Source organism: Engelhardtia mirabilis (genome assembly GCF_007748095.1).
In the GTDB taxonomy this organism is placed as follows: domain Bacteria; phylum Planctomycetota; class UBA1135; order UBA1135.
The window spans coordinates 223,980-249,306 of the sequence record NZ_CP036287.1 but is presented as its reverse complement, the minus strand read 5'-3'; the positions used below and the strand labels follow the sequence as shown (position 1 = coordinate 249,306).

Here is a 25,327-nt window from a genome sequence, read left to right as displayed (position 1 = left end):
TGGAGGTCATAGGAAGTGCAAAGGAGTGCAGCGAACTGTAGTCGCGCAGGGGCTGCGTGGCGTGTGGCTTACTTCCGCCAAACCGAGTCAAGCTCCGAGCCCGCCCCGCAAGCTCTGATCCCCGGTCATGCCTGCCTCGAGCGGGAAACCTGTAACGCTGGGGTCTCGGTGGGCCATGTGACGGGCCAGGCACGCAGAGCCGTCGTACTCGAGCCCGCCCCGACCGCCCATGAGCCTTCACCTGTCGATCATCGCGCCCGCCGCCTTCGCACTCTCCGTCGGCTCGCCGTTGACCTCCGCCGGCGCCCAGCAGGCTCCCTGCGCCATGCACGCCTTCGCTTCGGCGGACATGACTCCCGAGGACGCCTTCGGCTCCTCCGTGGCGCTGCAAGGGGGGCGGGCCCTGATCGCCGCCCGCGGTGACGACGACGCCGGCGAGAGCTCCGGAGCCGCCTACGCCTTCGCCTGGACGCCGGACGGGTGGATCCAGGAGGCCAAGCTGCTGCCGGACGACCTGGACTTCGAGGATCGCTTCGGCACCAGCCTGGCCCTCGACGGCGACACGGCGATCGTGACCTCCCTGCGCGACGACGACGCCGGTTCGAAGTCGGGCGGCGCTTACGTCTTCGACCGCGCCGGCGGGGCTTGGACGCAGACGGCGAAGCTGGTGCCGGCGGACCTGCAGGCCGGCGACGAGTTTGGCACCAAGGTCGAGCTGGACGGCACCACCGCCGTGATCGGCGCCTGGCACTCGGACGCCATGGGCGCCGACTCGGGCGCGGCCTACGTCTACCAGCGTGCTGTGGACGGGAGCTGGGTCGAAGTGGCCAAGCTCGTGGCGCCCGACGGCGGGCCCGGGGACCTGTTCGGTTGGGGGCTCGACATCCAGGGCTCGACCATCGCCGTGTCGGCCGTAACCAGCGACGCCAACGGCTCCGACTCGGGGGCCGTCTACCTGTTCGAAGAGGGCCCCACCGGTTGGGAGTTCCGCCAGAAGCTCGCACCCGCCTCGACCGTCGCAGGCGATCGCTTCGGCGGCGACCTGGCCCTCGACGACGACACGCTGCTGGTCGGCGCCCACGGTAAGTTCGCCTCGCGCGGCGCGGCCTACGCCTTCCGGCGCGACGAGGGCGGTCTGTGGCACGAGGTCGGGCAACTCTTCGCCGCCGACGGTCATCCCGGCGACAACTTCGGCCTCGGCCTCGACGTGGAGCAGGGGCGGGCGGTCATCGGCGCGGAGTATTCCGACTTCGCGGGCTCCAATTCGGGCAGCGCCTACGTGTTCGAGCTGTCCCCATCCGGCTGGGTCGAGACGAGTCACTTCGCCGCGCCGGACCTCGGCCCCGGCGACCAACTGGGCTACTGGGTCGACATGGACGCGAACCACGTCGTCGTCGGCTCGCGCACGAGCGACCTCTTCATGTTCGAGGGCGGCGCCGCCTACCTCTTCGGCCTCGACGGCTGCTCGCTCTACGGCGCGCCCGGCTGGATCGAGCTGTCCAGCGGCGGGCAGCAGACCCTCGGAATCGACTTCGGCGCCGACCGCGCCGGGCTGGTCTACCTGGTCCTGGGCAGCGCGTCGGGTACGGCCCCGGGGATCGCGGTCGGCGGCGTGCTCCTGCCCCTGGCGCCAGACGCCTACCTGAGCTTCACCGCCACCAACCCCGGCAGCGCGCTGTTGCAGAGCTCACTGGGGTTCCTGGACGCGGACGGCGACGCCACGGCGACGTTCCAACTCCCCGCCGGCAGCGATCCGGTCCTGGCCGGCCTGACCGTGCACCACGCGGCCCTGGCGATCGATCCCAGCCTGGCCGCGATCGTGGACGTAACCAATGCCTACCGCGCCGAGCTGCTGCCGTGAGGATTGGGCGTTCGTACGAACGCCAAATCCTCAGTGGGGTAGGAAGCGCGCCGGGATCGGTTGGTCGGGTCGCTCGGTGTCCCACAGGATCGAGGTCACCCACCAGCGCTCGTCGTCGAAGAAGAGCTGGAAGCTGTTCACCCCGCGCACCTGATCCTCGCCGTCCGCGGTGAAGCGCAGGGCGTAGGTGCTCCACGCGTGGGTGACGTGGCCGAAGCTCTCTACGTCGCGGTGCAACTCCCGCTCCCAGAAGCCGCGTGAGACGAACTGCTCGTCGACCAGCTCGATGTACTCCTCCACGTCGAGGACTTTCAGGAGCTCGCGGCCGTCCTTCCCCTGGCTGACCGCCATCAGTCGCGCGGCCTCGGGGTGCATCAGCGTCCGGAAGCGTTCCCAGTCCCGCGCCTGTCCGGCTGGCCCGCAGATGCACTCGTAGACGGCAGTGATGATGCCATCGAGCGAGCCCACGTCGGAGTCGTCCGGCGGTTCGTTCGCCTGCGACGGCTTGGAGCCCGTCAGCGCCACCATCGCGGTCAAGGTCAGTCCGATCGTTGCGAATGCAAACAGTGAAGTCGTCATCGTGGGTGCAGTGTCGGGGGTTCGTCGGCGCGGGACGCTATTGTGCCCCGATGCTGGACCTCGAATTCGTGCGCCCGCGATTCCCCGCCCTGACCACGGATTGGGCGCTCTTGGACAACGCGGGCGGAAGCGTGCCCCTGGGGGCCGTGGCGGATGCGGTCGGCGACTACATGCGCCGGTGCATGGTCCAGGTCGGGGCCAGCTACGACCTCTCGCGCGAGGCCGCCCAGCGCGTGGCCGCCGGTCACCGCGCGGCCGAGGAGCTGCTCGGCGCCAACGAAGGCGAAGTCGTGCTCGGTCCCTCGTCCACGGCCCTGGCCAAGCTCATCGCCCGCGCCCTGCGGCCCCTGTGGAAGCAGGGAGACGCGGTCGTCGTCACCGACCTCGACCACGAGGCCAACATCGGCCCCTGGCGCGAGCTGGAGGCGTCCGGCATCGAGGTGCGCGAGTGGCACGTCGACCCCGGCACGCACCGGCTCGAGTTGGTGGGCCTCGAGCCGCTGTTGGACGACCGCACGCGGCTGGTGGCCTTCAGCCACTGCTCGAACATCGTCGGCACGATCCACGACGTGCGGTCGATCGCCGCGCGGGTACGCGCCGCCGGAGCGCTGACCTGCGTCGACGGCGTGGCTTTCGCGCCCCACCGCCGGGTGGACGTGAAGGCCCTGGGCGTCGACCTCTACCTGGCCAGCCTCTACAAGGTCTACGGGCCGCACCTCAGCGCGCTCTACGGACGCGCGGAACTCCTGCAACGGGCGCGTTCGCAGAACCACTTCTTCGTGCCCGAGGACGCGGTCCCCTACAAGCTCGAGCCCGGCAACGTGACCCACGAGCTGGCGGCGAGCCTACCGGCAGTGCCGGCCTACTTGCGCGAGCTCGACCGCCACCACGGCGGCGCGGGAACCCTCGACGGCGCGTTCGAACGCATCGCCGAGCACGAGGCCGGCCTCGCCGAGCCGTTGCTTGCTCTCCTGAGCGCTCACCCGCGCACGCGCCTGATCGGCAGCCCCGACGCCGATCCCGCCGAGCGGGCGCCGACCATCTCCTTCACCGTGCGCGACCTGGCCTCGAGCGCGGTCCCGACCCTGCTCGATCGGGACCGCGTCGCCGTGCGCTACGGACACTTCTACGCCCATCGTTTGATCGATCGTTTGGGCCTGGCCCTGGACCAGGGTGTCGTGCGCGCCAGCTTGGTGCACTACAACTCGGTGGACGAGGTGGCACGCTTGGTGGACGGGCTCAATCGGGCGTTGGCCTGAACACTCTCGGGCAAGCTGGGCGCACAGGGAGCACCGGGGTCACGGACGGGATCGGCCTCGCTCGGTGCTCAAGCGCCTTTCCTCCCCGGCCGAAAGTCTTTCCTCCGCGCGCCCGCACTCCGCGGGCCCGGGGCTGGAGAACGACCGATGCGCCACGAACCCCAACTGCCGATCGAAGCCGGACGACTCGTCTTCCGCGCCAACCTGCGTGAGTTCGGACGCCGTGCGGGTGTCCTGGCCGGCCTGGCGGACGGCGACAAGATGCCGCTGGACCAAGCGTTCGAGGACCTGGCCGACCTTTGGTTCCAGCTCGAGCGCAGCCGCGTCGGTCTGGATCTGGACCTGCCGAGCGAGCGCTGAGACGCGGTCCGTAGCGGGACGTACCGGACGTACGGTGCCGGGATCATTTGTCCCAGCGGCGCGCAGCATCGACGGCTATGCCGTCGATGCTGCGCGCCGCTGGGACAAATGATCCCGGCACCGTACGTCCGGTACGTCCCGCTACGGACCGATCACCACCTCGAGCCCGTCGCTCAATGAGCTGATCCCGAGGAACGGGCCGGGGACTTCGACCACCAGGGCCTGAAAGGCCAGCTCGAGGTCGAGCAGCGACGGATCCGCCGGGATCGCCAGGTCGAGCAGGGCCGCGCCGCTGGCGTCCGTCAGTCCCAGGGCCAAGGCCACCGGTTGGGGCAGGAGCGGCTGGCACGGTGCGCCGACGTCCGGGTACGCGAAGGAGCTGCCGATGGCCCAGACCACCGGCGCGGCGGGCGTCGCGAACTCCAGCCGCAGGTCGAAGTCCGCGCCCAGGGTCGGCCGCCCGACCGGCGACAGCACCCCGGGTTCGCCGACCTGGGCGCAGCCCCCGGCCAGGGGCGCCGCAACGTTGGCGCCGACCGCCGCCACGGTGGTACGGAACAGCTCGAGCCCGACCGCTGGCTCCTGGGCCGAGAACACCACGCGCGAGCCGATGCGCCAGGGGCGGCTCGGGTTGGACGAGCCCGGCCCGGGATTCAGGTCCGCCAGCAGGCTCACCTTGCCGTTCGGTCCCAGCACTCGCGGCTCGATCCCCGCGGCGTCGACGCCGGCGAACAGCGCGTAACCGGCACCGACTTGGGTCACCGGCATCGGAATGCCTGTGGCGATTGGAACGTCGATCGGCTTCGCGAAGCTCGTGGCGCCCGGCACTCGCCACAGTCGCGCCTGGAGCAGCCCAGCCTGCGGGTCGACGGTCGCGAAGAGCAGCCCGCCGTCGGTGACCAGGAAGCCACCAGTCGCCGCCCCGCCGAGCAGCGGGTCGGAGGCGGCGAGCTGCGGATCGATCAGGTACTTGACCGCGCCCGTCGTCGCGTTCACCGCGATCGGACCCGAGGGGAGGGCGCCGGCGGGTTGGGTCAGCACGTAGTTGCCCTCGAACGCGACGCCGCCGGAGATGCCGGCTCCGCTGCCGGGCCCGGGCAGGATCTCCGCCGCGAGGCTGACGCCACCGGCCGTCCCGTCGCTGCTCCACACTTCCCGCCCGTTGATCCCGTCGTCCGCGGTGAAGAAGAAGCGGTCGCCGATGGCCACGCCACCGCGTGGCTCGGAAGAGAGCGGGCCCGGCCGGATGTCGGCCACGCGGAAGGTGCCGGCCGCGGTGCCGTCGCTGCGCCACAGCTCGGAGCCCGCGCTGTCGACGCCGATGAAGAACACGTCCGCGCCGCCCACACCGCCCCCGTCGAACAGGACCGCCTGCCCGAAGAGAAACTTGAAGCCCACGTAGGCCACGTGCTGGGTGCCGACCGCGGTGCCGTCGCTGCGCCACAGTCCGGGCGCGACTCCGGCGGGACCGAGTGCGTTGGCGGAGAAGTAGACGTGGTCGCCCGCGGCCACGAGGTTCGAGATCAGCGAGGAGGCCGGCCCCGGATTGAGGTCGACGACCTCGACCTGATCCGGATCGCCGTCGGTCAGGATCAACTCCGCCCCGAGCTCCGCCACCGTCGCCGAGAAGGCCAGGCGCCCGCCCACGCGCGCCCCACCCGCTGGCATCGAGCCCGAAGCGCCGGGGACGAGGTCGGCGAGCAGTTGGGTGCCGGCGTCGGTGCCATCCGTCACCCAAGGCTCCAATCCGACGCTGCCGTCATTGGCCGACACCACGAGGCGCGAGCCCAGGCTGCCGATCGGTGTCGCCAGGGAACCGGCCGTTCCGTTGACCGCGATGTCGGCGATCAGGGTCACGGTCGACGCGTCGGCGCGCCAGGGCTCGGAGCCGATCCCGTTGCCCAGGTCGTAGGCGTAGAGGATCCCGGCCTGGGTGCGCCCGGTCGAGAACAACGGCGCGGAGCCGATCACGTCGGCGCCCGGAATCGGCAGGGTGCCGGCCGGCGTCCCGTCGGTGCGATACAGGTGTCCGGGTTGGGACGGTCCCTGACGCGCGTGGAAGTAGACCTCGCCCCCGAACTCGACGAAGTCCGTGACCTGCGAGCCGCCGCCCCCGGGCTGCGCGTCCACCAGCGCGGTGACCCCGGTCGGGTCCACGAAGGCCGGCTCCAGACCGATGAACGGATCCCAGGCCAGGCAGACCAACCCGTGTTTGTAGGCGCGCCCGGGGTTGTTGCCGACGGCGTTGGCCAGGAGCTGGGCGTTGTCGGGCACGACCGACGTTCCGGCGGCGGTTCCGTCGCTGATGAAGAGCTGGGTCGGGTTCGGCCCCTCGCGTCCGACCAGGTAGATGGCGTCGCCGTTGCGCGCGCACCAGCGCGAGCCCTCGATCGTCGACTCCACCAGGAACTCGGCGCCGCCGGGGCCGATCGACCACCACTGGGGCGGGATCGCCGATTGTCCGAAGACGTGCTCGACGAGCACGATCAAGCGCCCCGCCGTGGGCAGCCACGAACACACCTCGACGCGCGAGTCGACGGGTCCGGTGAAGACCAGGCTGGGCGCGCTGCCGCTGCCGTCCGTGCGCCAGACCGAACTCGCGGTCCCCGGCTGCACCTCTGCCAACTGGCTGGAGAAGTAGAGGTCTCCGCCACCGGCGACGATCGGACCGCGCACCTGCGGCGGTGGGATCACGCCCGCGTCGAAGCCGTGGGCCGTGCCGGGGCCGGTGCCGTCGCTGCGCCAAAGTTGAAGCCCGACCGTGGTCGACGCCTGCTTGACCTGGGCGCAGAACCAGGCCTCGCCCGCGAACTCCACGAACTCGCTCGCGGCGCGCAGGCTCACCGACAGGCCGGAGTCGAGGATCGCGGTTCCGGCCGCGGTGCCGTCGGATCCGACCGGTTGGCCGAAGATCTTCGATGCGGGCCACTCCGCCGACGGCGCGATGAAGACCGCGCGCCCCGATGGCAGCACCACGCCGCCGTCGTAGTGCTCGGCGACCATGAACAGGCCCTCGGTCATGTCGGCCAGCACCGGCTGGGTGCCCGCCGCGGTGCCGTCGCTGATCCACAGGTCCACGAGTTGGTCCTGGCCGTGGGCCCAGAACCACGCGCGCTGGCCATCGCTGGCAGTGAAGATCGGCGCCGAGCCCAGGTCGTAGGCCGGCGCGGGGTTGAGGTCGAGCACCAGCTCCACGGGCGCCTGGGCCCCGGCCTGGTCCACGCAGAAGAGCATCGTCAGGCCGAGCCCGACGAGGGAGAGTCGATCCATGGCGAGCGTGACGGGGACGTCGATCGGGCGCTGCAAGACGCGACGGCCGGCCCATCAAAGCCACTGGGGCGGATCTCGGGCTCGTCAGATTCCGATTCCTACCGATGGGACCCCGGTGACGGGCAAGGACCGGCGAGAGCGAGGTGGTGACACCTTCCCCGCTGCGCCCGGCCGGCTCACTCCATCCGGGCTAGCGTCCTGCGAGTGCTGCTTCGATCTGCGCCAGCTTGCCGTCGATCGTGTCGAAGTAGCCCGCCTCCCGCGTCAGCATCGCCCCCCGCGACCGCAACCGCTCGAAGGCCTCGCGCGAGGCCGTGAAGGCTTCGCGGGCCGAGCGCAGCTCGCGCGCCTCGTCCTCTTCGTCCTCCATCCGTCCGGCGCGCCCCAGCCGCGCCTGACCAGTGTTGTAGAGCAGGGCGCCCGTCGATCGATCGACGCTGACGTCGGCCGAGTCGCGTTGAGCCAACTGGTTCACCAGGACCAGGGCATCGTCCACGAGCTCTTCCACCCGCTCGGCTTCGCCGGTCTCCAGGAACACGTAGCCGAAGGCGATGCGCGTTTCGATCCCGCCGCGCAGGCCCACGTCGAGGTCGGGGTAGTCGACGACCAAGGCGTCGAACACCGCGAGTGCGTCGGTGTAGCGGTCGATCGAGTCCTGCTGCAACCCGTTGCGTAGCTTCGCGGCACCGACGCGCGCCAGGGCGTGGCCGTATTGCAGGCGACCGTCGGCCGATTCAGGCCCGCCCAAGAGCAGGGCGCGGCGCAGCGCCAGGCACTCCTCGAAGGCGTCGAGGGCCGCGGCGTCGTCGCCGGCCATGCCGAGCGTCGCGCCGTAGTTGGCCAGGGCCAGGGCCAGATCGTCGGCCACCTCCGAGTCGAGCGGCCCTTCCGCTTCGCGGTGGCGCACTTCCTCGAGCGCCCGCGCGAACAAGGCCATGGCGCCGTCGCGGTCGCCCGCGTCGAGCAGGAAACTCCCCCGCCGCGAGAGGATCGACGAGCGGTAGGTCGGCAAGCGCGGCTCGTCGGGCCACTTCTCACCCACCACCTCGAGCACGGCCCAGGCGCGGTCGTGGGCCTCGACCCGGCCGGCGTGGTCGCCGACGTTGGCCTCGGTTGCGAGGCCCAGCACGTCGCCGAACTTCATGTAGGCGCGGCACAGGCGGTAGGCCTGGTCCACGTCCTCGAGCAGCACATCCTCCATGGCCCGCAGGTGCTCGACGCCGCGGCGCAGGAGCTCGGCCCGCACTTCGGTGGCACCCTTGAGCCGCGCGATCGGATCGGCGAACTCGAACACGAAGTCCATGCCCATGGCGGCCAGGTCCGCGCGCGCGCGCTCGGCCTCGGACGCGGCGGCTACGGCCACGCCCTCGGCGCGGCGGGCGTCTTCCGCGGCAACGCGCAGCTCGATCCCCGCTTGCCGCGCGCGCGTCGCGTCGCGCGCCGCGCGCAGACCGAAGATCGCCGAGGCACCGGCCCCCACCAACACGGCCAGAACCGCGACCAGGGAGGCCGCGAAGGCCAAGCGGTGCCGGCGCGCGAGCAGGGCGAGCCCGTGCAGCGCGCCGGGATTGCGGGCGCTGACCGGCTCGCTGGCCAGGAATCGACGCAGGTCGTCGGCCAGGGCGGCCACGCTGGCGTAGCGCGCCTCGCGGTCCAGGGCGACCGACTGCAAGAGGATCGCCTCCAGGTCGCGCGGGATCCCCGCCACCAGCGATGACGGCCGCCGCGGTTCGTGCTCGGTGACCAGGCGCGCGGCCAGGGGCAGGCTGAGGCCCTCCAGGTCGTGGGGCGCGGCGTCGCAGATCAGTCGATAGAGCACGACACCGAGCCCGTAGACGTCGGCGCGCACATCCACGTCGCCCTCGCCCAGGAGCTGCTCGGGACTCAGGGAAGCCGGCGTGCCGTACATGGCGCCGGTCAGGGTCCGCGGCAGGCTCGAGCCGCTCTCGTCACTGGTCGGGTCCACCGGCCGGGCGATGCCGAAGTCGATCACCTTGGCGCGGCCGTCGCGGTCCACCAGCAGGTTGGTGGCCTTCAGGTCGCGGTGCAGCACGCCACGGTCGTGACCATGTTGGACGGCGTCGCAGACCCCGAGGAAGAGTCGGATGCGGTCCTCGCGGGGGAGCTGTTCGTCGGACGCGAAGTTCAACAGGTCCCGCGCTCCCTCGACGAACTCCATCGCGAAGTAAGGCACGTCGCGCGGCCCGCCCAGGCCCTCCTCGCGGAAGGTCCCGACCGCGAAGACCTGGGCGATGCGGGGATGGCGCAGCCTGGCCAGCACCTCGGCCTCGAAGGCGAAGCGCCGCCTGGCTTCCTTGGAGTCGAGGCCGACGCGCAGGGTCTTGAGCGCCACGTGGCGCGCGGGCTCGAGTTGGCGCGCCTCGAAGACTCGCCCCATGCCGCCGGTGCCCAGGGACCCCACGATCTCGAACCCGTCGATCACCGTGCCGGGTGCGACGGCGCCGCGGCCGTCGTCGAGCACGTCCGCGGGCACCGCCAGCTCGGGTAGTTCCCCGCCGTGCTCTTCCAGCTCGATCAGGGCCACGGCCTCGCGGCGCAGTGCCGCGTCGTCGGTGGCAGCGGTCAGGAATGCATCGCGATCCACCGCCGGTCGGTCGAGACCCTCCTCGACCAGCCGCAGCAGCAGACGTTCCCGTTCCAGGTCCATGGGGGTCACGCGCCGTCGCCCAGCTCGCGTCGCAGCCAGGCTGTCGCCGTGCGCAGGCGGCGCTCGACCGTGCGTTGGGGCAGACTGACGGCCTCGCTGGCCTCGGCCACGGTCGAGCCGCCGAAGTAGCGCAGCTCGACCAGGCGCGCGAGTCCGGCGTCGACGGACTCGAGCCGCGCCAGGGCCTCGTCGAGAGCCAGCACGTCGAGCACCTCGAGGGCGGGGTTGGAATGGGAGGAGAGGTTGGCCGGCATGCCGGGGGCGACCCCGTCCGGGGCGGCCACGTCCTCCAGCGCGACCCGCTCCTGCAGACCGCCACGTTTCGTGGCCTTCTTGCGCCGGGCGTGGTCGACCAAGAGCGAGCGCATGACCCGCGAGGCCAGGGCCAGGAAGTGGCCGCGGCTGGGGATCTCGCCGCCCTCGCGCCGGTCCAGCCGCATCCAGGCCTCGTGGATCAGGGCCGTGGGTTGCAGCGTGTGGTCGGGCCGCTCGCGCGCCAGGTGGCGGGCGGCGATGTGGCGCAGGTCCTCGTAGACGACCCCCATCAGCGCGTCCCCGGCCTCGGCGTCCCCGGCGCCGAAGCGACGCAGGAGCTCGGTCGGGTCGGGCGGGGGCGTCTCGGACATCGACGACGAGTCTAACGGGAAGGTCCCACGCGGCCGGTCGGCACGAATTCGCAACTGGATTGGCGGGCCGGACCTCGGTCCTGCGCTGGGTCATCGTCCACGCCCGCGGCCATCTCCCCCGGGCCATCGCCCATCGATCCAGCCATGAATCTCCGACCGTCCACCGCCCTGGCCAGCGCCGCGTTGCTCGCAGCAATCGGCCACTCCCAGGAGCTGCCCCTCTCGGCGCCCCCGCTCGCCATGGCCTCGGCCTCGGCCACGGCGATCGCACCCTCTCTGACGTCGGGTGGAGTCGACGCCGACAGTCCCGGCCATCGGGCCGAGGCCGCCCTCGCCGGGCCGCTCGGCGCCGGCTACCGCGCCACCTCGCCCCTGTTCGAGCTGCGCGGTGGCGGCGCCTCCTTCGCCGCGCCGGTGCTGGCCTCCGCCGGACCGCTCCTGGCCGCGGTCGAGCCGCGCATCCTCGTCGCCAGCGGCGACACGGTGGCCCTCTACGGCGCGGGCTTCGCGACCGGGGGCACGCCCGCGGTGACCTTCGCGGGCCTGGCGGCGTCGAACGTCACCGTGGTCTCCGACACCGAGTTGAGCGTCGACACGCCGCTGCTCACGAATCCGTTCGGCAACCCACTGGGTCCGATCGACGTGCGTGTGACGACCGCGGCCGGCGTGGCTGAAGTCGACCAAGCGGCGATCGCGTCGCCCGCCTACGTGCAGACGAGCCCCGGCCGCATCGGCGGCAACTTCACCGTGACCCACATGGGGCAACCGGGGGCGACGGGCATCCCGTCCTGGGCGACCGCCCTGCCCGGCGTGGTGATCCCGATCGGCGGCATCGGCGGCGCGATCGAGCTGCCGATCATCTTCTTCACCTACGGCGCCGAGATCCTCGACGCCAGCGGCGTCTCCTCGAGCACCTATCCGATCCCGGACGACCCGGCCCTGGTCGGCGCAGTCCTGCAGTTCCAGACCATCATCATCGATTCGATCGTGCCGCTCGTGGCGAGCTTCACGAACACCGTGGACGTGGAGATCCTCCCGTGAAACGCGCCCTTGCAACCCTGATCGTCACGGCGCTCGGCGCCGTCTCCGCGTCCGCGCAGTTGAGTCCCGTTCCGCACACGCTGAACTTCGAGACGCGCCTGTTCGACAGTCTTGGCCAGCCGGTCAACCAGGTGGATCTCGGGCTCGAGTTCAACCTCTACCCCCTGCCCGTCGGTGGCGCCGCGGTCTATCGCGAGTCGCTCTCGGTCGACGTGCAGGACGGCTACCTGACCGCCGAGTTGGGGGCCAATCCCTCGATCGGTGCGATGACTCCGCAGTTGATCGGCTCTTCGCCGGTGCTGTACCTGGGCCTCACGGTGGCGGGCGACGTCGAACTCGCGCCGCGCATGGCGCTGACTTCGGTGCCCAGCGCCCTGCGCGCCGAGATCGCCGCCAAGGCTGAGTTCGTGAAGGGCTTGGTCGACGCCTCGGAGATCCTCGTCGGGGGCCAACCGGTAGTGGATGGATTCGGCCAATGGGTCGGCGATCCGACGGGTTTGGTGGGGCCGACGGGCCCCGCGGGTCCGAAGGGGGCAACCGGCGCCAGCGGACCGAAGGGCCTCAAGGGCGACACCGGTCCGGTTGGTCCCATCGGTCCTCCGGGCACCTCCGGCGGGCCGGGGCCGGCCGGACCCAAGGGCGACACCGGAGCCACTGGAGCGACCGGCGCCACCGGCGCCCAGGGCCCCCCCGGGGACAGCTTCTGGGCCGAGGACGCGGGCAACCGGGCGCGCTACGTCGGCGACCAGACGGTCGCGCAGATCCTCGCGGCTCCGGCCGTGGCCACGTCCGGTGGGCGCGGTGAGCTGCTGCTGGCGGAGGACGACGACGGCAGCTTCGGCGCGCTCCTGCGCTACGACGGCGCCGCCAACCAGCTCCAACTGTTCGGCAAGTCCAACTCCAACCTGCTCGGTCCGCACCTGTCCATCGACCGCGACCTGACCCGCGTCGGCGTCGGCGTCGCCGACGCGAGCGTGCCCCTCGACGTGGCCGGCGTCGGCGGCAACACCGGTGGCACCACCTTCGGAGACGTCGTGTTGCGAGTTCGCAACGACGACCTGATCGATCCAACCGCGATCTCCATCGACGCCAACCCGGACGAGGACGCGGTGCTCTACCTCTCCGAGGACACCCACGCCACGTGGAGTGTTCGCAACGACGCCTCCGGCGACAACGAGTTCGAGATCCGCGACCACTCGGTCTCGTCGACAGGCGTGGTGGCCCAGCGGATCCACAAGAGCTTCAAGCTCGTGGCCCCCTACGACACCTTCTTCACGGGTGGGTTGATGCCGACCAACAGCACCGACCTCGACCATGTGATCGGGAACCTGTTCGAGCGCTGGCACTCGATCTACCTGGTCCTACCGCCGTTCCTGACCTCGGACGAGCGCCTCAAGCGCGACATCGAGCCTGTGGGGCACGGGTTGAAGGAAGTGCTCGCGATCGAGCCGATTCGCTACCGGATGGCCGATCCGCGCAGCGACGTGGGCGTGCAACTCGGCTTCTCGGCGCAGCAGCTCGCGGGCATCGTGCCCGAGATCGTGTCCGGCGGCGCGTCCCTCGAGGAGCCCTACGCCGTGCAGTACACGTCGCTGATCCCCGTGCTGGTCCGCGCGATCCAGGATCAACAGGAGTTGCTCGACGCGCAGGCTGAGGCGATCGCCGACCTCACGCGGCGCCTCGAGGCCCTGGGCGGCTGACAAGTCGCAAGTCCCCATCCCGTGCGGCGACGCCCGAGCGTCGCCTTCGTGAACCCCCTCGACCAACTCCCGCATCCCATGCGTACCCACCGTGCACCCCTGGCCGCCGCGCTCCTCGGCGCAGCCCTCTCGATCGCGCCCGCGGCCGCGCAGACCTCGCAACCCGCGCCCCAGAACCTGCACTTCCAGACGCGCCTGTTCGACAGCGGCGGGAGCCCCGTCCAGCAGTCCGGCCTGGGCCTCGAGTTCAACCTCTACACCCTGCCGGTGGGCGGCGCGCCGCTCTACACCGAGAGCCTCGCGGCCGACGTGGTCGACGGCTACCTGTCGGTGAACCTGGGCGCCAGCCCGACCCTCGGCGACCTCTCGCCGGCGACCCTCGGCGCGCACCCGACCCTGTACCTGGGCGTGGCGGTGGGCGGCGACGCGGAGATGGCGCCGCGCCTGGTGCTGACCTCGGCGCCCTACGCCCTGCGCGCCGAGTCGGCGCGGACGGCGGAGAGCGTCAGCGGTCCGGTGGACGCGACCCAGGTCAGCGTGGGAGGCTCGCCGGTGATCGACGGCGCGGGCAACTGGGTCGGCAGCCCGAGCGGGTTGGTCGGGCCCCAGGGTCCTATCGGGCCGACGGGTCCGACCGGACCGAAGGGTGACAAGGGCGCGACCGGAGCGACGGGGGCCACCGGGCCCGTCGGGCCCAAGGGCTCCACCGGTGCGACCGGCGCCACCGGCCCCGCGGGCGCGACCGGCCCGATCGGCCCCCAGGGCCCCGCCGGATCCCAGGGCCCCGCCGGGCCGACCGGTCCCCAGGGCGACAGCTTCTTCAGCGAGCAGTCCGGCAACACCGCCAAGTACGTGGGCGACGGGAGCCTCGGCGCCCTGGTGCTCAGCCCGAACGGCACCAACAGCAACTCGGAGCTGCTGCTGGCCGAGAACGTCTCGGGGAACCTGGGGATGAAGTTCGTCTACGACGGGCTCGACAACGTGCTCGGGCTCTACGGCTACTCGGGCACGACCCTGTACGGACCGCACCTGACGGCGCTGCGCTCGACCTCGCGGGTCGGCATCGGCGAGTCCGTTCCCCAGCGCACCCTGCACGTCACGGGCGACGACGGGTTCACCCAGGTCGGCAGCAGCGTGCTCGGCGACGAGGACCTGGTGGTCGAGGACGCCGATGCGGGCATCGTCGCGATCTCGTCCTCGGGCGGCGACAACGGCTCCTTCCTCGCGCTGAAAGAGGTCGAGGCCGGGGTGCTGGTCGACAACTGGGCCCTCACGCGCCGCACCAGCGGCCAGGGCTCGGACCTGCGCCTGCGCTACGGCAGCGGCGTGAACCCCGCCAACCTCACCAACCTGTTCACCTTCGAGACCTCGGGCGAGCTCGGCATCGGCACCACCGAGCCCACCGAGGACATCCACGTCGCCGGGCTCGGCTCGGTGGGCATCAAGCTCGAGGCGGACACCAACAACTCGGGCGAGGGCGACCACCCGGTGATCACCTTCAGCCAGGACGGCGACCTGATCCGCACCCAGCTCGGTTACTTCGGGACGGGCTCGAACAACAACGACTTCGAGATCCGGCGCATCGACGACCTCGGCGCGGTGGAGTCGTTCGTGCGGCTGTTGCCCAACGGCGTGGTCGAGCTGGACGTCCTGGAGGTGCGCGGGGGCGCCGACCTCGTCGAGCCCTTCGAGACCGACGGGGCGATCGAGCCTGGCACGGTGATGGTCATCGACGCCGAGCGGCCCGGGCACCTGGTGCCCGCGACGCGCGCCTACGACCGGCGCGTGGCCGGCGTGGTCTCGGGCGCCGGCGGCGTGCGGCCGGGCCTGTCCCTGTCCCAGCGCGAGGTGCTCGAGGGCGACAGCAAGGTGGCCCTGGCCGGGCGGGTGTACGTGAAGGCCACCGCCGAGGGCGGGCCGATCGAGCCGGGGGATCAACTCACGACTTCCGACACCCCGGGTCACGCGATGCGCGCCGGCGACGCCGCCCGCAGCCACGGCACGGTGATCGGCAAGGCCATGTCGGGGCTCGACGAGGGCACCGGCCTGGTGCTGGTCCTGGTCAACCTGCACTGAGCCGAAGGGACGCCCACCGTGAAGCACTCCATCTTGTCCCTGACCGTCGTCGCCCTCGCGGCCGCGGCGGCCCACGCCCAGGTCTCCCGGCCCCAGGCCTCCGACGAGCAGGGCGTCGACGGCGCGCCGCCTGCTCTGACCGCGATCGAGCCGGCGGAGCTCCTGCGCGCCGACCCACTGGCCGCCGAGCTGGCCCCGCCCTTCCTAGAGGACGCCCTGCGCCTGCGCCGCGTCAGGCTGCAACCGGAGACGGTGCGACGCTTGTCGGCCAGTGCCGAGGGCGGGTTCGAGGCCGGAGCCCTGACCGTCGAGTTCTTCCCGGGCGAGGCCTGGCGGCTGGTACCGGAGCGCTGGGTCCGCACCGGCGACCGCGCCTTCACGGCCTCGGGCTCGGTGGAGGGCCGGCGCCTCGCCCGCTGGTCCATGGCCAGCCGCGGCGGCGTGGTGCTGGTCAACCTGCGCCCCGGGGACGGCACCCTGCTCAGCCTGCGGACCGGTCCCGACGGCCTGCCCCTGGCGACCCAGACGCGGCCCCTGCCCGGGCATCGCTGCGGCAACGAGCTGGGCCTGCCGAGCGCTCCGCACCTCGTCAGGCAATGGGGTCCGCCCGCGGGCGCGGCCGGCGGCGACGACGGGGGTCCCCTGGTGCCGAAGGCCAACACGATCCTGCAGCTCCTGGTGGTCATGACCCCGAGCGCCGTGGCCCAGCTCGGCGGCGGCCTGGCCGCGCGCACCGCGGTGGAGCTGGCCGTCGAGGAGGGCAACGACGTGTTCGCGAACAGCGCCGTGAGCGCCCAATGGCAGCTCGAGGCCGCCTGTCAGGTCCCCTACAACGAGGGCTCGAACACGCACAGCACGCACCTCAGCCGGCTGACCAACTCCAACGACGGCTTCATGGACGATGTGCACGAGTGGCGCGGCGTGCTGCACGCGGACTTCGTGGCGCTGATCGTGAACGACACGGACACCGTGCCCGCGCCCGGCGGCGGCACCACCTCGACCCTCGGCCTGGCCTGGGTGCAGCCGCCCGCGCCGACGCCCTGGAACGGCCCCTTCTGCACCATCGACCAGAGCGCCATGGTCGGCAACCTGACCCTGCCCCACGAGCTGGGTCACAACATGGGCATCAACCACGACCTGGCCTCGAACCCCGGCACCGTGCCGATCACCGAGGACGCCTACGGCTGGCTGTTCACCGGCAACACCCAGGGCAACCTGCGCACGGTTATGGGCACCGGCAACGCCACCCGCATCCCCTTCTACTCGAACCCCCTGGTCAAGTTCGACGGCCAGGCCACCGGCCAGCCCAGCGCCCTCTTCCAGACCGGCGCCGACGCGGCCTCGGCCCTGAACGGGAATCTCTTCCTCTACTCGCAGATGGGCTTTTCGACCCTACCGACCGACCTGGGCGGCTCCTTCTGCAACTTCAGCGCGGGCCCCATCCAGATGGGCCTGTTCAACACGCCCTTCGACAAGCTGCTGGAGTCCGTCCTGCAGGTGGGCGCCCCCGGCGGCGGCGTCTACGTGGGCCACGGTGGGAATACGACGGAGACGCCCCTGTTGTGGTTCGAGCGCCGCATCGAGGTGGACTCGAACGACCCGGCGCCGTTCACCGTGGGGGGTTGAGGCTCGCCGGAGGGGAGGAGGCCGACCCGAGGGAGACCCTGCGGCGCGCCGCGCGACTGGCGCGCGGTGCGCCGCTTTGGTCGGTGGTGGAGCGGGCAGGATTCGAAAACAAAATGGCACCGCGAAACCTGCCCCAGCCTCCGTCAATTGCCCCCTCGCACGACGAGGTCTGCGCCGAACAGCCGCCCCACCCGAGCTGCCCTCCCCGCGGTCTGCCAGGCCACCGGCAGCGCGGGTCTCAATTTTCTCGGGCGCGGCGACGGATCTCCGCTCGGTCGCGCGCCAATGCGACACCTCGACGAAGCGCTCGTCGGTCCGCCGGTTCCAGACCAGGTCGCCGACCTTCATCGGGTTCGTGAGGGTGGACCAGATGGACGAGGCCGTCCACGCGCCCGAGTTGATCTGAGGCCACTCGGCGTTCCGCGAGGAGGGGACTCCCTCGTCGTTCAGCGCGTTGGAGATGGCCCTATGGCCCATCCGCTGCGGGCGAAAGAAACCGGACCCGGGGCGTAACCTCAGCAGGTCAGGAGCGTCTCTCCTCGTGGGAGCTGCACGCCCTGGGCCGGGCCGGTGCGGAACGTTCCCAGGCACGAATCGCAGATGGAGACCCAGGATTGGAAGACGCCCGGTCAGCCAGCGTCGGTCTGGGGGGCTGCGCTTGGCCAGGCGTTTCACCGAGTCTCGCGGCTGCGGCACCAGAGCCCGCGAACGGAGAAGGCCTATCGAGGCTGGGTCCGTCGCTACTTGGCAGCCCACGACTGGCGCCACCCGCTCGACCTCGGCCGCACGGAAGTGACAGCCTTCCTCTCCGATCTCGCGACGCGCGAGCGCGTCAGCGCTTCGACGCAGAACCAGGCCCTCGCCGCGATCCTGTTCCTCTGCGGCGCCGTCCTCGAGCAAGAGCTCCCCTGGCTCGACGAACTCGTCCGCGCCAAGCGACCGCGGCGCGTGCCGGTCGTCCTCACCCGCGCGGAGGTCCGCGCCCTGCTCGGCCATTTGGAGGGACCGCCACGCCTCGTCGCCACCCTGCTCTACGGCGCCGGCCTGCGGCTCCTCGAGGCGCTCCAGCTCCGCATCAAGGACGTCGATCTGGACGCGCGCATGCTGACGATTCGCTCGGGCAAGGGCGACCGCGACCGGCGCGCGCTGTGCCCCGAGTCGACCCGTCCGGACCTCGCCCTTGCGATCGAGGCTGCCGCGGCCCAGCATGCCCGGGATCTCGAGCACGGCGCGGGCTGGGTCGAACTCCCTCAAGCGCTGGCGAAGAAGTACGCCGCTGCCGCGCGCTCCCTGCCCTGGCAGTGGGTCTTCCCTGCGACCCGGACCTACCGCCATCGCGAGACCGTCGAGATCCGCCGCCACCACCTGCACGAGACCGTCATCCAACGTGCGGTGCGGGAAGCCGTCCTCCGCGCCGGCATCCGCAAGAGAGCGACCTGTCACACCCTACGGCGCTCTTTCGCAACGCACTTGCTCGAGGACGGCCAGGACATCCGCACGATCCAAGAGCTCCTCGGCCACAAGGACGTATCGACGACGATGATCTACACGCACGTCCTGAACCGCGGCCCCCTCGGCGTGCGCAGCCCCCTGGACCGCCTCGACGGCCCCTGAGCGGCCGCCCGGCCGGCGCCTTGCCCCCAATGGGGCGCAGTGCTATACCGACCAGTCAATGGAGAGAGCGACCACCCCGGAGCACGGTCGACGCCCGGTCGTGAGGCTCGAAGACGCGCCACGTCGCGGGTCTGCGGCGCGCTACACGGACCTGTCCAACGGCACCTGGCTTTGCTACGCAGGTCTGTCGAATTCGCGTTGGGCGGACTCACGAAACGCCGCGAAGATTTGTTGAGCCGAGTCACACGATGAAGGCAACCAAGTGAAGCTCCCCTGTGCAGATCGAGCGGTCGTGAACGCGGACAAGATCCGCGAGTACCTGCTCTCGGATGCACACCCAGTTGGCAGGTTCAAGGCGGCCTTCTTCGGTGGGCTGGGCTACTCGGCGGGCGAGTGGGAGGTGCTTGCGGCCGACCTCAGGGGGCACGCAGTTGAGAACGATGCCTCCGCCACCGAGACCAATGAGTACGGACAGAAGTACGAGGTCCGGGGTAGGATGGCAGGGCCGGCGGGCAAGATCGCGGTCGTCGTCGCTGTGTGGATCGTTCTTCGCGGCGAGGACTTCCCACGATTCGTGACCGCGTTCCCAGGAGCCAGATCATGAACTTCAAAGAACTCGAGACCGTGGTGCTCAACCGCGACCTGCCCGAGCATCGTCTCCGGCAAGGAGACCTCGGGGCGGTTGTGCACGTTTACGAGCCGGACGGACTCGAAGTCGAGTTCGTTAGTGCCTCCGGCAAGACGGAAGCGCTCGTTACGCTCAAGTCATCGGACGTGCGCGCTGTCGCCGACGGCGACCTCGTTGCAGTCCGGCGACTGGACAGATCGGCGTGAGGGAGCCGCCCAACCAGCCGATGCAGCGGACGGCCTTCGGCCGCCGCTGATCGGCAAGGCGTTAGGTGGCCGTGTCGCACAATGCAATGAGTAGGCGGAACACTCTTCGACAAGAACTCTCGACCGTGCTCGCGCATGAGTACCGGCGCGCGTCGCTTGCTCTTCAAGAGTTTCATCATTTCGCGAGCCTGCTCCTAGCCGGGGACTCGTCGCTCCGGGTGCGACTGGCCGCATACGACGCATACGGTCGTTTCGTTCACCACCTCTTCGAGTTCTACAAGGGGTGCTTTGATACGAACGGCCCTCGGCACTCGGCGATACAAGGCAAGGGACTAGATCGGCACGTTCAAGAAGAAGTCGTCAAGCTGATGGGGCATCGAGCAGACCGCATTGCCCGAGGCGATAGTCCGGCGTGGGATAATGACGCGGCGTACTACCGTGAGGAAGTACCGCCTGAGTTTGCCCGCGACTTCCGGCTGATTCGGAATCAGCTCTCCCACACTCTTCGCGATCGCGCTGAGCCAAGCCGAGGGGTCTCCCTGCCGGGCTTCTACGCGCGGTATCATCGATTCGCGATGTTGCTCTACGAAGAGCCGTATTGGCTATGGCACGTAACCGAAGAGTCATCAGTCGACTGGAAGGAGATTGGACGCTTCGAGGAAGCCCTCAAACTTCATTATGAAGCGCCACCTAACAAGCCGATGCAGGCGGACGGCCCTTCGGGCCGCCGCTGATCGGCAAAGCGTTAGGCCGGCAAATCGAGTGGATCGACGACCCAACATCCCCACGATCATCGGCGGCGGCCGCGTCCTGTGGTACACGCGGATCGATGAGCGCCACGTCCCGCGCAAAGAGGCGGCAGCCGTTCCCTACGGGCTCGCCATTTGCGACCTGGAAGGAAGCGGAATCTTTCTCTTCACCTGCGCGGACGACTGGATGCCTGTCTTCGACTCGTGGCATGAAACCGTGCTCGGGGCCAAGCGCCAAGCGGCCTTCGAGTTCGAAGGAGTGGAGTCAACATGGGAGCAGCCTCCCGTATGATGGGCGGCGGCTTAACAAGCCGCTGGAGCTGACCGGCTTCGCCGGCAGCTGAGCGGCAAAGCGTTAGCCATGCAGGATCACAAAGCGACCAAGAGGAACGAAGTAGAGTGGGTCAAGGACGAGCTTGTCCCTCTTCTGCATCATCTTGGATTTCGTCGGATTGATTCAATTCACGGACCACTTGAGGCGGGGCGCGATATCGTAGTTGCAGACCACGACCGATTTGGTTTGGCTCACCATGATTGCATTCAAGCCAAAGACGGAAACCTGTCCGCCCGAAGCGAAACAGCCGAACTCCGGTCGATTCTGTTTCAACTCAGCACCGCCTACGAGACGCCCTATCGAGACCCTAGCGCGGGCACCGAGCATAAGATTCGAACCGTGTACTTGATTGTGAACGGGGGCATTACTGACGCGGCGAAGAACATCCTCTATTCGAAGACGGGCGGCTGGCTTCGCATAGTAGATAAGACACAGCTCGAAGTGGCTGGGTACGCGGGCCGCGTCCAAACAGAAAATAACGTCAGTATGGCGGCAAGGGCAATGTGGCTTGAAGTAAGCGACAACATCGATACCTGGAAGGGCTGCAGTCTGGAGACCCATGCTGGCGCTGAATTGGTTCTCCCGCTGTACTCCCTTGAGACATCAGCTACCAAGCGGCTCTTTGAGGTTGCATGCGACGTCTCACACCTGGCTGACGTGTTAGTTCTGAACCACTTGCGACGTGCTGCTTCCTCCGCGAATTCGATTCTTGGGAAGATCCCGCTGGGTCCGAACGCGAACGAGTCGGTCACCAACGCAGTCAACACGATGAGGGTGGCCTACGAGACCTATTCATCAATTGCAGAAGATGTTGAAAGAATCTACGAGGGGATTTCCAACTCGCCATTTCCGCTGCCAGGCGCGCGCTACCCGAAATTCTCAGAACGTCCGGACCCTAGCGAGGGAGCGGAAGAAAATGAATGCTAACCAGCCGATGCAGACGGACGGCCCTTCGGGCCGCCGCTGATCGGCAAGGCGTTAGCTGGATCTTCTGAACCGCTTTGCTGGAGATATGACCCACATGAAGGACCCGCGTGTTACCGCCGCTCTGATCGGCGGCGCTTCCTCGGTAATCGTCGCAGTCATTGGTGTGATTGCGTCCATCATTCTTGGCAAGAGCGCCGCAGGTGATGCAGCCGGCAAGGCAGCTGGTCCCGCCGTGCTCAAGTCAATTGAGAGCCGAGGTGGTCAGATCGAAGAGCTCGCGGTACAGCTTGATTCGATCGAGTCCAGGCTCCAGCCCCTCAAGGCCTTGGAGGGATTTCGCATTCTCTATGGTCGCGTTGACTCAAACGGGAATTCAGCGGGCATTGGCTTCTCCTCTAGAAGAGGCGGTGACTTCTATGAGATCAACTTTGACAAGCCCTTTATGGGCGAGCCGACGGTTGTCGCGACGTTCGATCGGCACCAACCAAGCGACTCGACCGCTGGCGACAACACGCTACGGATCAACGCGGAGCGCGATGGATGTCGTGTGTATACGCGTGACCTGTTTGTTGGCGCCGATGGAGATGTTGACACCAAGGACACTCATGCCAGTTTCGCGTTCCTAGCCATCGGGATCGACAGTGAGTAGCCTGCTGAGTGGCCAGCTAACAAGCGCTTGCAGCGGACGGTCCGCTGCGCGGCCCGTCGCTGAACCGCAACAGCGTTCTGCAGAAACAGGCAAGCCCCCACCCTCCCGGAGGCGACATGAGATCGTGTGTCCGAGAGATCACTGAGGACGACGCTGAGGAGTTCCTGGGACTCTTGAAGCAACTCGACAGCGAGACGTCATTCATGCTCATGGATCCCGGTGAGCGCACCACGTCGACCGAGGAGCAGCGGCAGTGGATTCGCTCAGCCGTGGAGGTCGTGAATCACACGATCCTCGTGGCCGACGTCGATGGCGAGTTGGTGGGCTTCATCGGTGCCCGTGGAGGCGCCTATCATAGGAACCACCACTGCGCGCACCTTGCCATGGGCGTGCTGCAGGCGTACTGCGGGCATGGGCTGGGCCGGTCGCTCCTCCGCGAAGTCGAGCAGTGGGCTCGCAAGCGGAACCTCCGTCGCCTGGAACTGACGGTGATGGTTCACAACGAGCGCGCAGTACGGCTCTATCGTGGCGCCGGCTTCGCCTTCGAGGGAACCAAGCGCGAGGCGCTCGTGGTCGATGGCCGGGCAATCGACGAGCATGCAATGGCCAAACTGTTGCCGCCCCCGGAGGCTGCCGAATTCGCGTTGGGCAGGCCATTCTCGTGACCAGACTTCGTGCGCTCCTCCTCGTGCTCTCGCCCGCTGTTCTCGTTGGTGGGTGCGGGCCGAGAACGCTACCGGATTCCCCCTTCACACCCTGGCAGGCAAGTCGTGAGTGAAATCGAGATCGAGCAGATCCAGCCCGCGGACGACGAGATTCTTGAGGAGTGGAGCCGCGTGACCAAGGAGCGTGACCTGCTCGGTGCAGGGGCTTCTCGTTCCTCGAACGAGGACTGGCCGTGGACTGTCTTCGTTTCGGTTATGGAGTTCGTCCGAGTCGAGCCTCTCGAGTCTGAACTTGCGGCGGCCATCTCCTCTGCACTCGCTGACGTATCTGGCGTCAAGGAGGCTCATCATGACGACCGAGAGACGTGGATCATCAGCGGTCAGCCGGACGGATCCGCGCTGGTGCACGCCGCGGCAAAGGTCGTCGATCGCTTCGCACCGAGGACAAGAGCGGTTCTCGATGACCTGGACCACAACAGGTAGTGGTTTGCCAGGCGGCTGCCCAGCTAGGCGATGCAGCCGCCGCCGCTCCGCGGCTGATCGCCGTTCCGTTAGGCGCACTAGGTGAAGGCGATACCCCCCACGCTGACGGCGTTCGTCATCCTGCCGGAGGTCACCCTAGCTATGACCCACATCGTGCTTGTCCGCGTGTGGGTCACATGGACCCTCTGCACGTTCCGATTCCCAACAATTGAAGAGGACGGACCCGTGAGGCTGGTGACCACTGGACAACTCGCGGTTGCGACCGTGGTTAACCTCGTGCTCTTCACCCTGCTTGGGCTCGCGGCACTACGGGCGCGACGAAGTGCTCCAGGTCTCAGGCGGGGGCACTACGCAGGGATCATCTTTGCTGTGGGCATCCTGGTCATCCTGCAGGTGCTCGCAATCAAGGGACACACACCCATCGTTCCTCACAGCGGCTAGGAGCATGCTGATGAGAGCGCGCCTAACTGACCGATCCAACGGACGGCTCGCTTCGCTCGCCGCCGTTGATCGCCACCGCGTTAGGTGTACCGGATGAGCATCGAAGCTTGGGAGAAACCCCGCTGGTTCGTTCTCGGCGACCGAGCCGGATTCGATCGGCCGAAGTTGCGGACTCGACGCTGGGTGACTGACGCCACCACCACGTCGGCGCGGCCTCACGCCAACTGCTCGTCGTCCAAGCAGCTCGTGACGAGCGCGATGCAGCCGTCGCGGCTGGACAGCTCGGTGTGGACCGAGCCCTCGACGGCGACCATGTGGTCGCCGGCGGTCAGTACGCGGCCGCCGAAACGCAGGTCGCCTTCGACCACGTAGGAGTGCTCGCGGCCGCGGTGGCGGTGGGAGGGGTAGGTGGCTCCGGGGGCCAGGCGCATGAGGGTCGCGACGGTGCGCGCCTCGCGGTCGATGGACAGCACTCGCACGTCGATGCCGGGCACGTCCGTGGGCTGCCAGGGGGTCTCGTTCGCGGCGACCACGGCGATGGCCTCGCGTTCGATGGCCTGCCGCTCGTCGCGGTCGGCGAATTGGACGCCCCCGGCGCGCACGGCGGAGAGGCCGGCGAGGACGCGGTCGCGCAGGCGCGCGGGCGCAGGCGGGTCTTGCGCGCCTGCGGCCAGGTCGAGCTGGGCGGCGCTGCGGCGCAGGCGCTCGAGCTCGGACGCGCAGCGGGAGCAGCCCTCGAGCAAGTGCTGCTCGAGGTCCGCGAACTCGGACGCGGACAACTCGCCCAGCACGTAGCCGGCGCAGTCCGCCGTGTGCGCGCAGGCGGGCGATCGCATGGGCCGCTCAGTCATCGTTCCACCTCCGGCGTCGGCAGGAGCTGCTCGAGGAGCAGCAGCCCGCGACGGATTTGACTCTTGATCGTGCCGAGGGGCAGGTCGAGGGCACTGGCGACTTCACTGTGGGAGAGGCCCTCACCGAAGGCGAGTTCGAGGGCGCGGCGTTGGTGTTCGGGGAGGCGTCCGAGGGCGGCGCCGACGATGGAGGCCTGGTCCCGGCGGGCGACCAGCTCGAAGGGAGCAGAGAGGTCGTGCTGGTCCTCGACGACGAGCAGGTCGTCGCGCTCGTGGTCCTGGGCCTCGCGGGCGCGACGCAGACCGCGCGAGCGCAGCTTGTCGATGCAGCGCCGGCGCGCCATGGTCGCGAGCCAGGTGAGCGCCGAGCCGCGCGCCGGATCGAAGCGGTCGGCGCGACGCCAGACGTCGCCGAACAGCTCGGCCACCACGTCCTCGGCCAGGTGCCGGTCACGCAAGAGGCGCGAGCAGATGCCGAACAGGCGTCCTGCGACCGCGTCGTAGAGCTCGGCCATGGCGGCACTGTCGCCGCGGGCGATGCGGGGCAGGAGCCCGTCGAGGCCCACTTCCGCCGAAGCTGCGGGCAGCTCGGGGGGAGGGGACTCGCGGTCCAGGCGCAGTTGGGGCTCGGCGGCCATCACCGGGACCGTACGAGTGGGCCGCGCCGGCGGATGCACGATCCCCGCGGGAATCGACGGGGCTGCCGCCGAGCCC

Annotated in this window: 23 protein-coding genes and 1 pseudogene; 17 read left to right on the top strand and 7 right to left on the bottom strand. The window is 69.4% G+C overall.

The window, feature by feature from the left end; translation table 11 throughout:
* Positions 1-229: 229 nt before the first annotated feature.
* Positions 230-1,861, top strand: coding sequence for an FG-GAP repeat protein (locus Pla133_RS00975; protein ID WP_145061474.1), 1,632 nt, complete (start codon positions 230-232; stop codon positions 1,859-1,861).
* Between the two features lie 30 nt (positions 1,862-1,891).
* Here the strand turns inward: Pla133_RS00975 and Pla133_RS00970 are convergent, their stop codons facing one another.
* Positions 1,892-2,440, bottom strand: coding sequence for a hypothetical protein (locus Pla133_RS00970; protein WP_145061472.1), 549 nt, complete (start codon positions 2,438-2,440; stop codon positions 1,892-1,894).
* A 50-nt stretch (positions 2,441-2,490) separates the two neighbouring features.
* On the opposite strand from Pla133_RS00970, the gene Pla133_RS00965 reads away from it, so the two are divergent.
* Both Pla133_RS00965 and Pla133_RS00960 read left to right on the top strand, forming a co-directional pair.
* The gene (locus tag Pla133_RS00965) at positions 2,491-3,699 is read left to right on the top strand and encodes a cysteine desulfurase-like protein (protein WP_145061470.1); all 1,209 of its coding nucleotides are present in this window, start codon (positions 2,491-2,493) and stop codon (positions 3,697-3,699) included.
* A gap of 147 nt (positions 3,700-3,846) precedes the next feature.
* On the top strand, positions 3,847-4,059 hold the full coding sequence (locus Pla133_RS00960) for a DUF7219 family protein (protein WP_145061468.1): 213 nt from the start codon (positions 3,847-3,849) through the stop codon (positions 4,057-4,059).
* Between the two features lie 141 nt (positions 4,060-4,200).
* Here Pla133_RS00960 and Pla133_RS00955 read toward each other — a convergent pair whose 3' ends face one another.
* The 3 genes from Pla133_RS00955 to Pla133_RS00945 all read right to left on the bottom strand — a co-directional run bounded on the left by Pla133_RS00955 (position 4,201) and on the right by Pla133_RS00945 (position 10,623).
* Positions 4,201-7,329 (bottom strand): hypothetical protein, encoded by a 3,129-nt coding sequence (locus Pla133_RS00955; protein ID WP_145061466.1) that lies wholly within the window; start codon positions 7,327-7,329, stop codon positions 4,201-4,203.
* Positions 7,330-7,519: 190 nt separating this feature from the next.
* On the bottom strand, positions 7,520-9,997 hold the full coding sequence (locus tag Pla133_RS00950; RefSeq protein ID WP_145061461.1) for a serine/threonine-protein kinase: 2,478 nt from the start codon (positions 9,995-9,997) through the stop codon (positions 7,520-7,522).
* Between the two features lie 5 nt (positions 9,998-10,002).
* On the bottom strand, positions 10,003-10,623 hold the full coding sequence (locus Pla133_RS00945) for an ECF-type sigma factor (RefSeq protein WP_145061459.1): 621 nt from the start codon (positions 10,621-10,623) through the stop codon (positions 10,003-10,005).
* Positions 10,624-10,767: 144 nt separating this feature from the next.
* Here Pla133_RS00945 and Pla133_RS00940 point away from each other — a divergent pair, with 144 nt between their 5' ends.
* The 4 genes from Pla133_RS00940 to Pla133_RS00925 all read left to right on the top strand — a co-directional run bounded on the left by Pla133_RS00940 (position 10,768) and on the right by Pla133_RS00925 (position 17,066).
* Positions 10,768-11,664 carry an IPT/TIG domain-containing protein gene (locus Pla133_RS00940; protein ID WP_145061457.1) on the top strand — a complete coding sequence of 299 codons (897 nt, stop codon included), beginning with the start codon at positions 10,768-10,770 and terminating at the stop codon, positions 11,662-11,664.
* The gene (locus tag Pla133_RS00935) at positions 11,661-13,364 is read left to right on the top strand and encodes a tail fiber domain-containing protein (protein ID WP_145061455.1); all 1,704 of its coding nucleotides are present in this window, start codon (positions 11,661-11,663) and stop codon (positions 13,362-13,364) included. The genes Pla133_RS00940 and Pla133_RS00935 overlap by 4 nt, the downstream gene beginning before the upstream one ends.
* A gap of 78 nt (positions 13,365-13,442) precedes the next feature.
* Positions 13,443-15,440 carry a hypothetical protein gene (locus Pla133_RS25780; protein WP_419192006.1) on the top strand — a complete coding sequence of 666 codons (1,998 nt, stop codon included), beginning with the start codon at positions 13,443-13,445 and terminating at the stop codon, positions 15,438-15,440.
* 18 nt (positions 15,441-15,458) lie between these two features.
* Positions 15,459-17,066 carry a M12 family metallo-peptidase gene (locus Pla133_RS00925; protein ID WP_145061453.1) on the top strand — a complete coding sequence of 536 codons (1,608 nt, stop codon included), beginning with the start codon at positions 15,459-15,461 and terminating at the stop codon, positions 17,064-17,066.
* Positions 17,067-17,366: 300 nt separating this feature from the next.
* Here Pla133_RS00925 and Pla133_RS25775 read toward each other — a convergent pair.
* Positions 17,367-17,543 (bottom strand): annotated as a pseudogene (locus Pla133_RS25775) (recombinase family protein); the annotation flags it as partial.
* Positions 17,544-17,666: 123 nt separating this feature from the next.
* Here Pla133_RS25775 and Pla133_RS00915 point away from each other — a divergent pair.
* From Pla133_RS00915 to Pla133_RS00870, 10 genes are all read left to right on the top strand, one after another.
* Positions 17,667-18,680 carry an integron integrase gene (locus tag Pla133_RS00915; RefSeq protein ID WP_145061449.1) on the top strand — a complete coding sequence of 338 codons (1,014 nt, stop codon included), beginning with the start codon at positions 17,667-17,669 and terminating at the stop codon, positions 18,678-18,680.
* Between the two features lie 262 nt (positions 18,681-18,942).
* Entirely contained in the window at positions 18,943-19,284 is a 342-nt protein-coding gene (locus Pla133_RS00910; RefSeq protein WP_419192005.1) for a DUF6883 domain-containing protein, read from the top strand.
* The gene (locus Pla133_RS00905) at positions 19,281-19,514 is read left to right on the top strand and encodes a DUF4926 domain-containing protein (RefSeq protein ID WP_145061445.1); all 234 of its coding nucleotides are present in this window, start codon (positions 19,281-19,283) and stop codon (positions 19,512-19,514) included. Before Pla133_RS00910 ends, Pla133_RS00905 begins: the two co-directional genes overlap by 4 nt.
* A 125-nt stretch (positions 19,515-19,639) precedes the next feature.
* On the top strand, positions 19,640-20,248 hold the full coding sequence (locus Pla133_RS00900; RefSeq protein WP_145061443.1) for a hypothetical protein: 609 nt from the start codon (positions 19,640-19,642) through the stop codon (positions 20,246-20,248).
* Between the two features lie 28 nt (positions 20,249-20,276).
* Entirely contained in the window at positions 20,277-20,555 is a 279-nt protein-coding gene (locus tag Pla133_RS00895; protein WP_145061441.1) for a hypothetical protein, read from the top strand.
* 69 nt (positions 20,556-20,624) lie between these two features.
* The gene (locus Pla133_RS00890; protein WP_145061439.1) at positions 20,625-21,524 is read left to right on the top strand and encodes a hypothetical protein; all 900 of its coding nucleotides are present in this window, start codon (positions 20,625-20,627) and stop codon (positions 21,522-21,524) included.
* A 94-nt stretch (positions 21,525-21,618) separates the two neighbouring features.
* Complete coding sequence (locus Pla133_RS00885; RefSeq protein ID WP_145061437.1) at positions 21,619-22,173, top strand: hypothetical protein; 555 nt, start codon at positions 21,619-21,621, stop codon at positions 22,171-22,173.
* Between the two features lie 116 nt (positions 22,174-22,289).
* Positions 22,290-22,838 (top strand): GNAT family N-acetyltransferase, encoded by a 549-nt coding sequence (locus Pla133_RS00880; protein ID WP_145061435.1) that lies wholly within the window; start codon positions 22,290-22,292, stop codon positions 22,836-22,838.
* A 105-nt stretch (positions 22,839-22,943) separates the two neighbouring features.
* A complete protein-coding gene (locus tag Pla133_RS00875; RefSeq protein ID WP_145061433.1) occupies positions 22,944-23,321 on the top strand; it encodes a hypothetical protein in 378 nt (125 codons plus the stop codon).
* An 81-nt stretch (positions 23,322-23,402) separates the two neighbouring features.
* Positions 23,403-23,762 carry a hypothetical protein gene (locus tag Pla133_RS00870; RefSeq protein WP_145061431.1) on the top strand — a complete coding sequence of 120 codons (360 nt, stop codon included), beginning with the start codon at positions 23,403-23,405 and terminating at the stop codon, positions 23,760-23,762.
* 215 nt (positions 23,763-23,977) lie between these two features.
* On the opposite strand, the gene Pla133_RS00865 is transcribed toward Pla133_RS00870, so the two are convergent.
* Together Pla133_RS00865 and Pla133_RS00860 are read right to left on the bottom strand one after the other, a co-directional pair.
* The gene (locus Pla133_RS00865; protein ID WP_145061429.1) at positions 23,978-24,613 is read right to left on the bottom strand and encodes a cupin domain-containing protein; all 636 of its coding nucleotides are present in this window, start codon (positions 24,611-24,613) and stop codon (positions 23,978-23,980) included.
* The gene (locus tag Pla133_RS00860; protein ID WP_419192004.1) at positions 24,610-25,251 is read right to left on the bottom strand and encodes a sigma-70 family RNA polymerase sigma factor; all 642 of its coding nucleotides are present in this window, start codon (positions 25,249-25,251) and stop codon (positions 24,610-24,612) included. Before Pla133_RS00860 ends, Pla133_RS00865 begins: the two co-directional genes overlap by 4 nt.
* Positions 25,252-25,327: the final 76 nt, after the last annotated feature.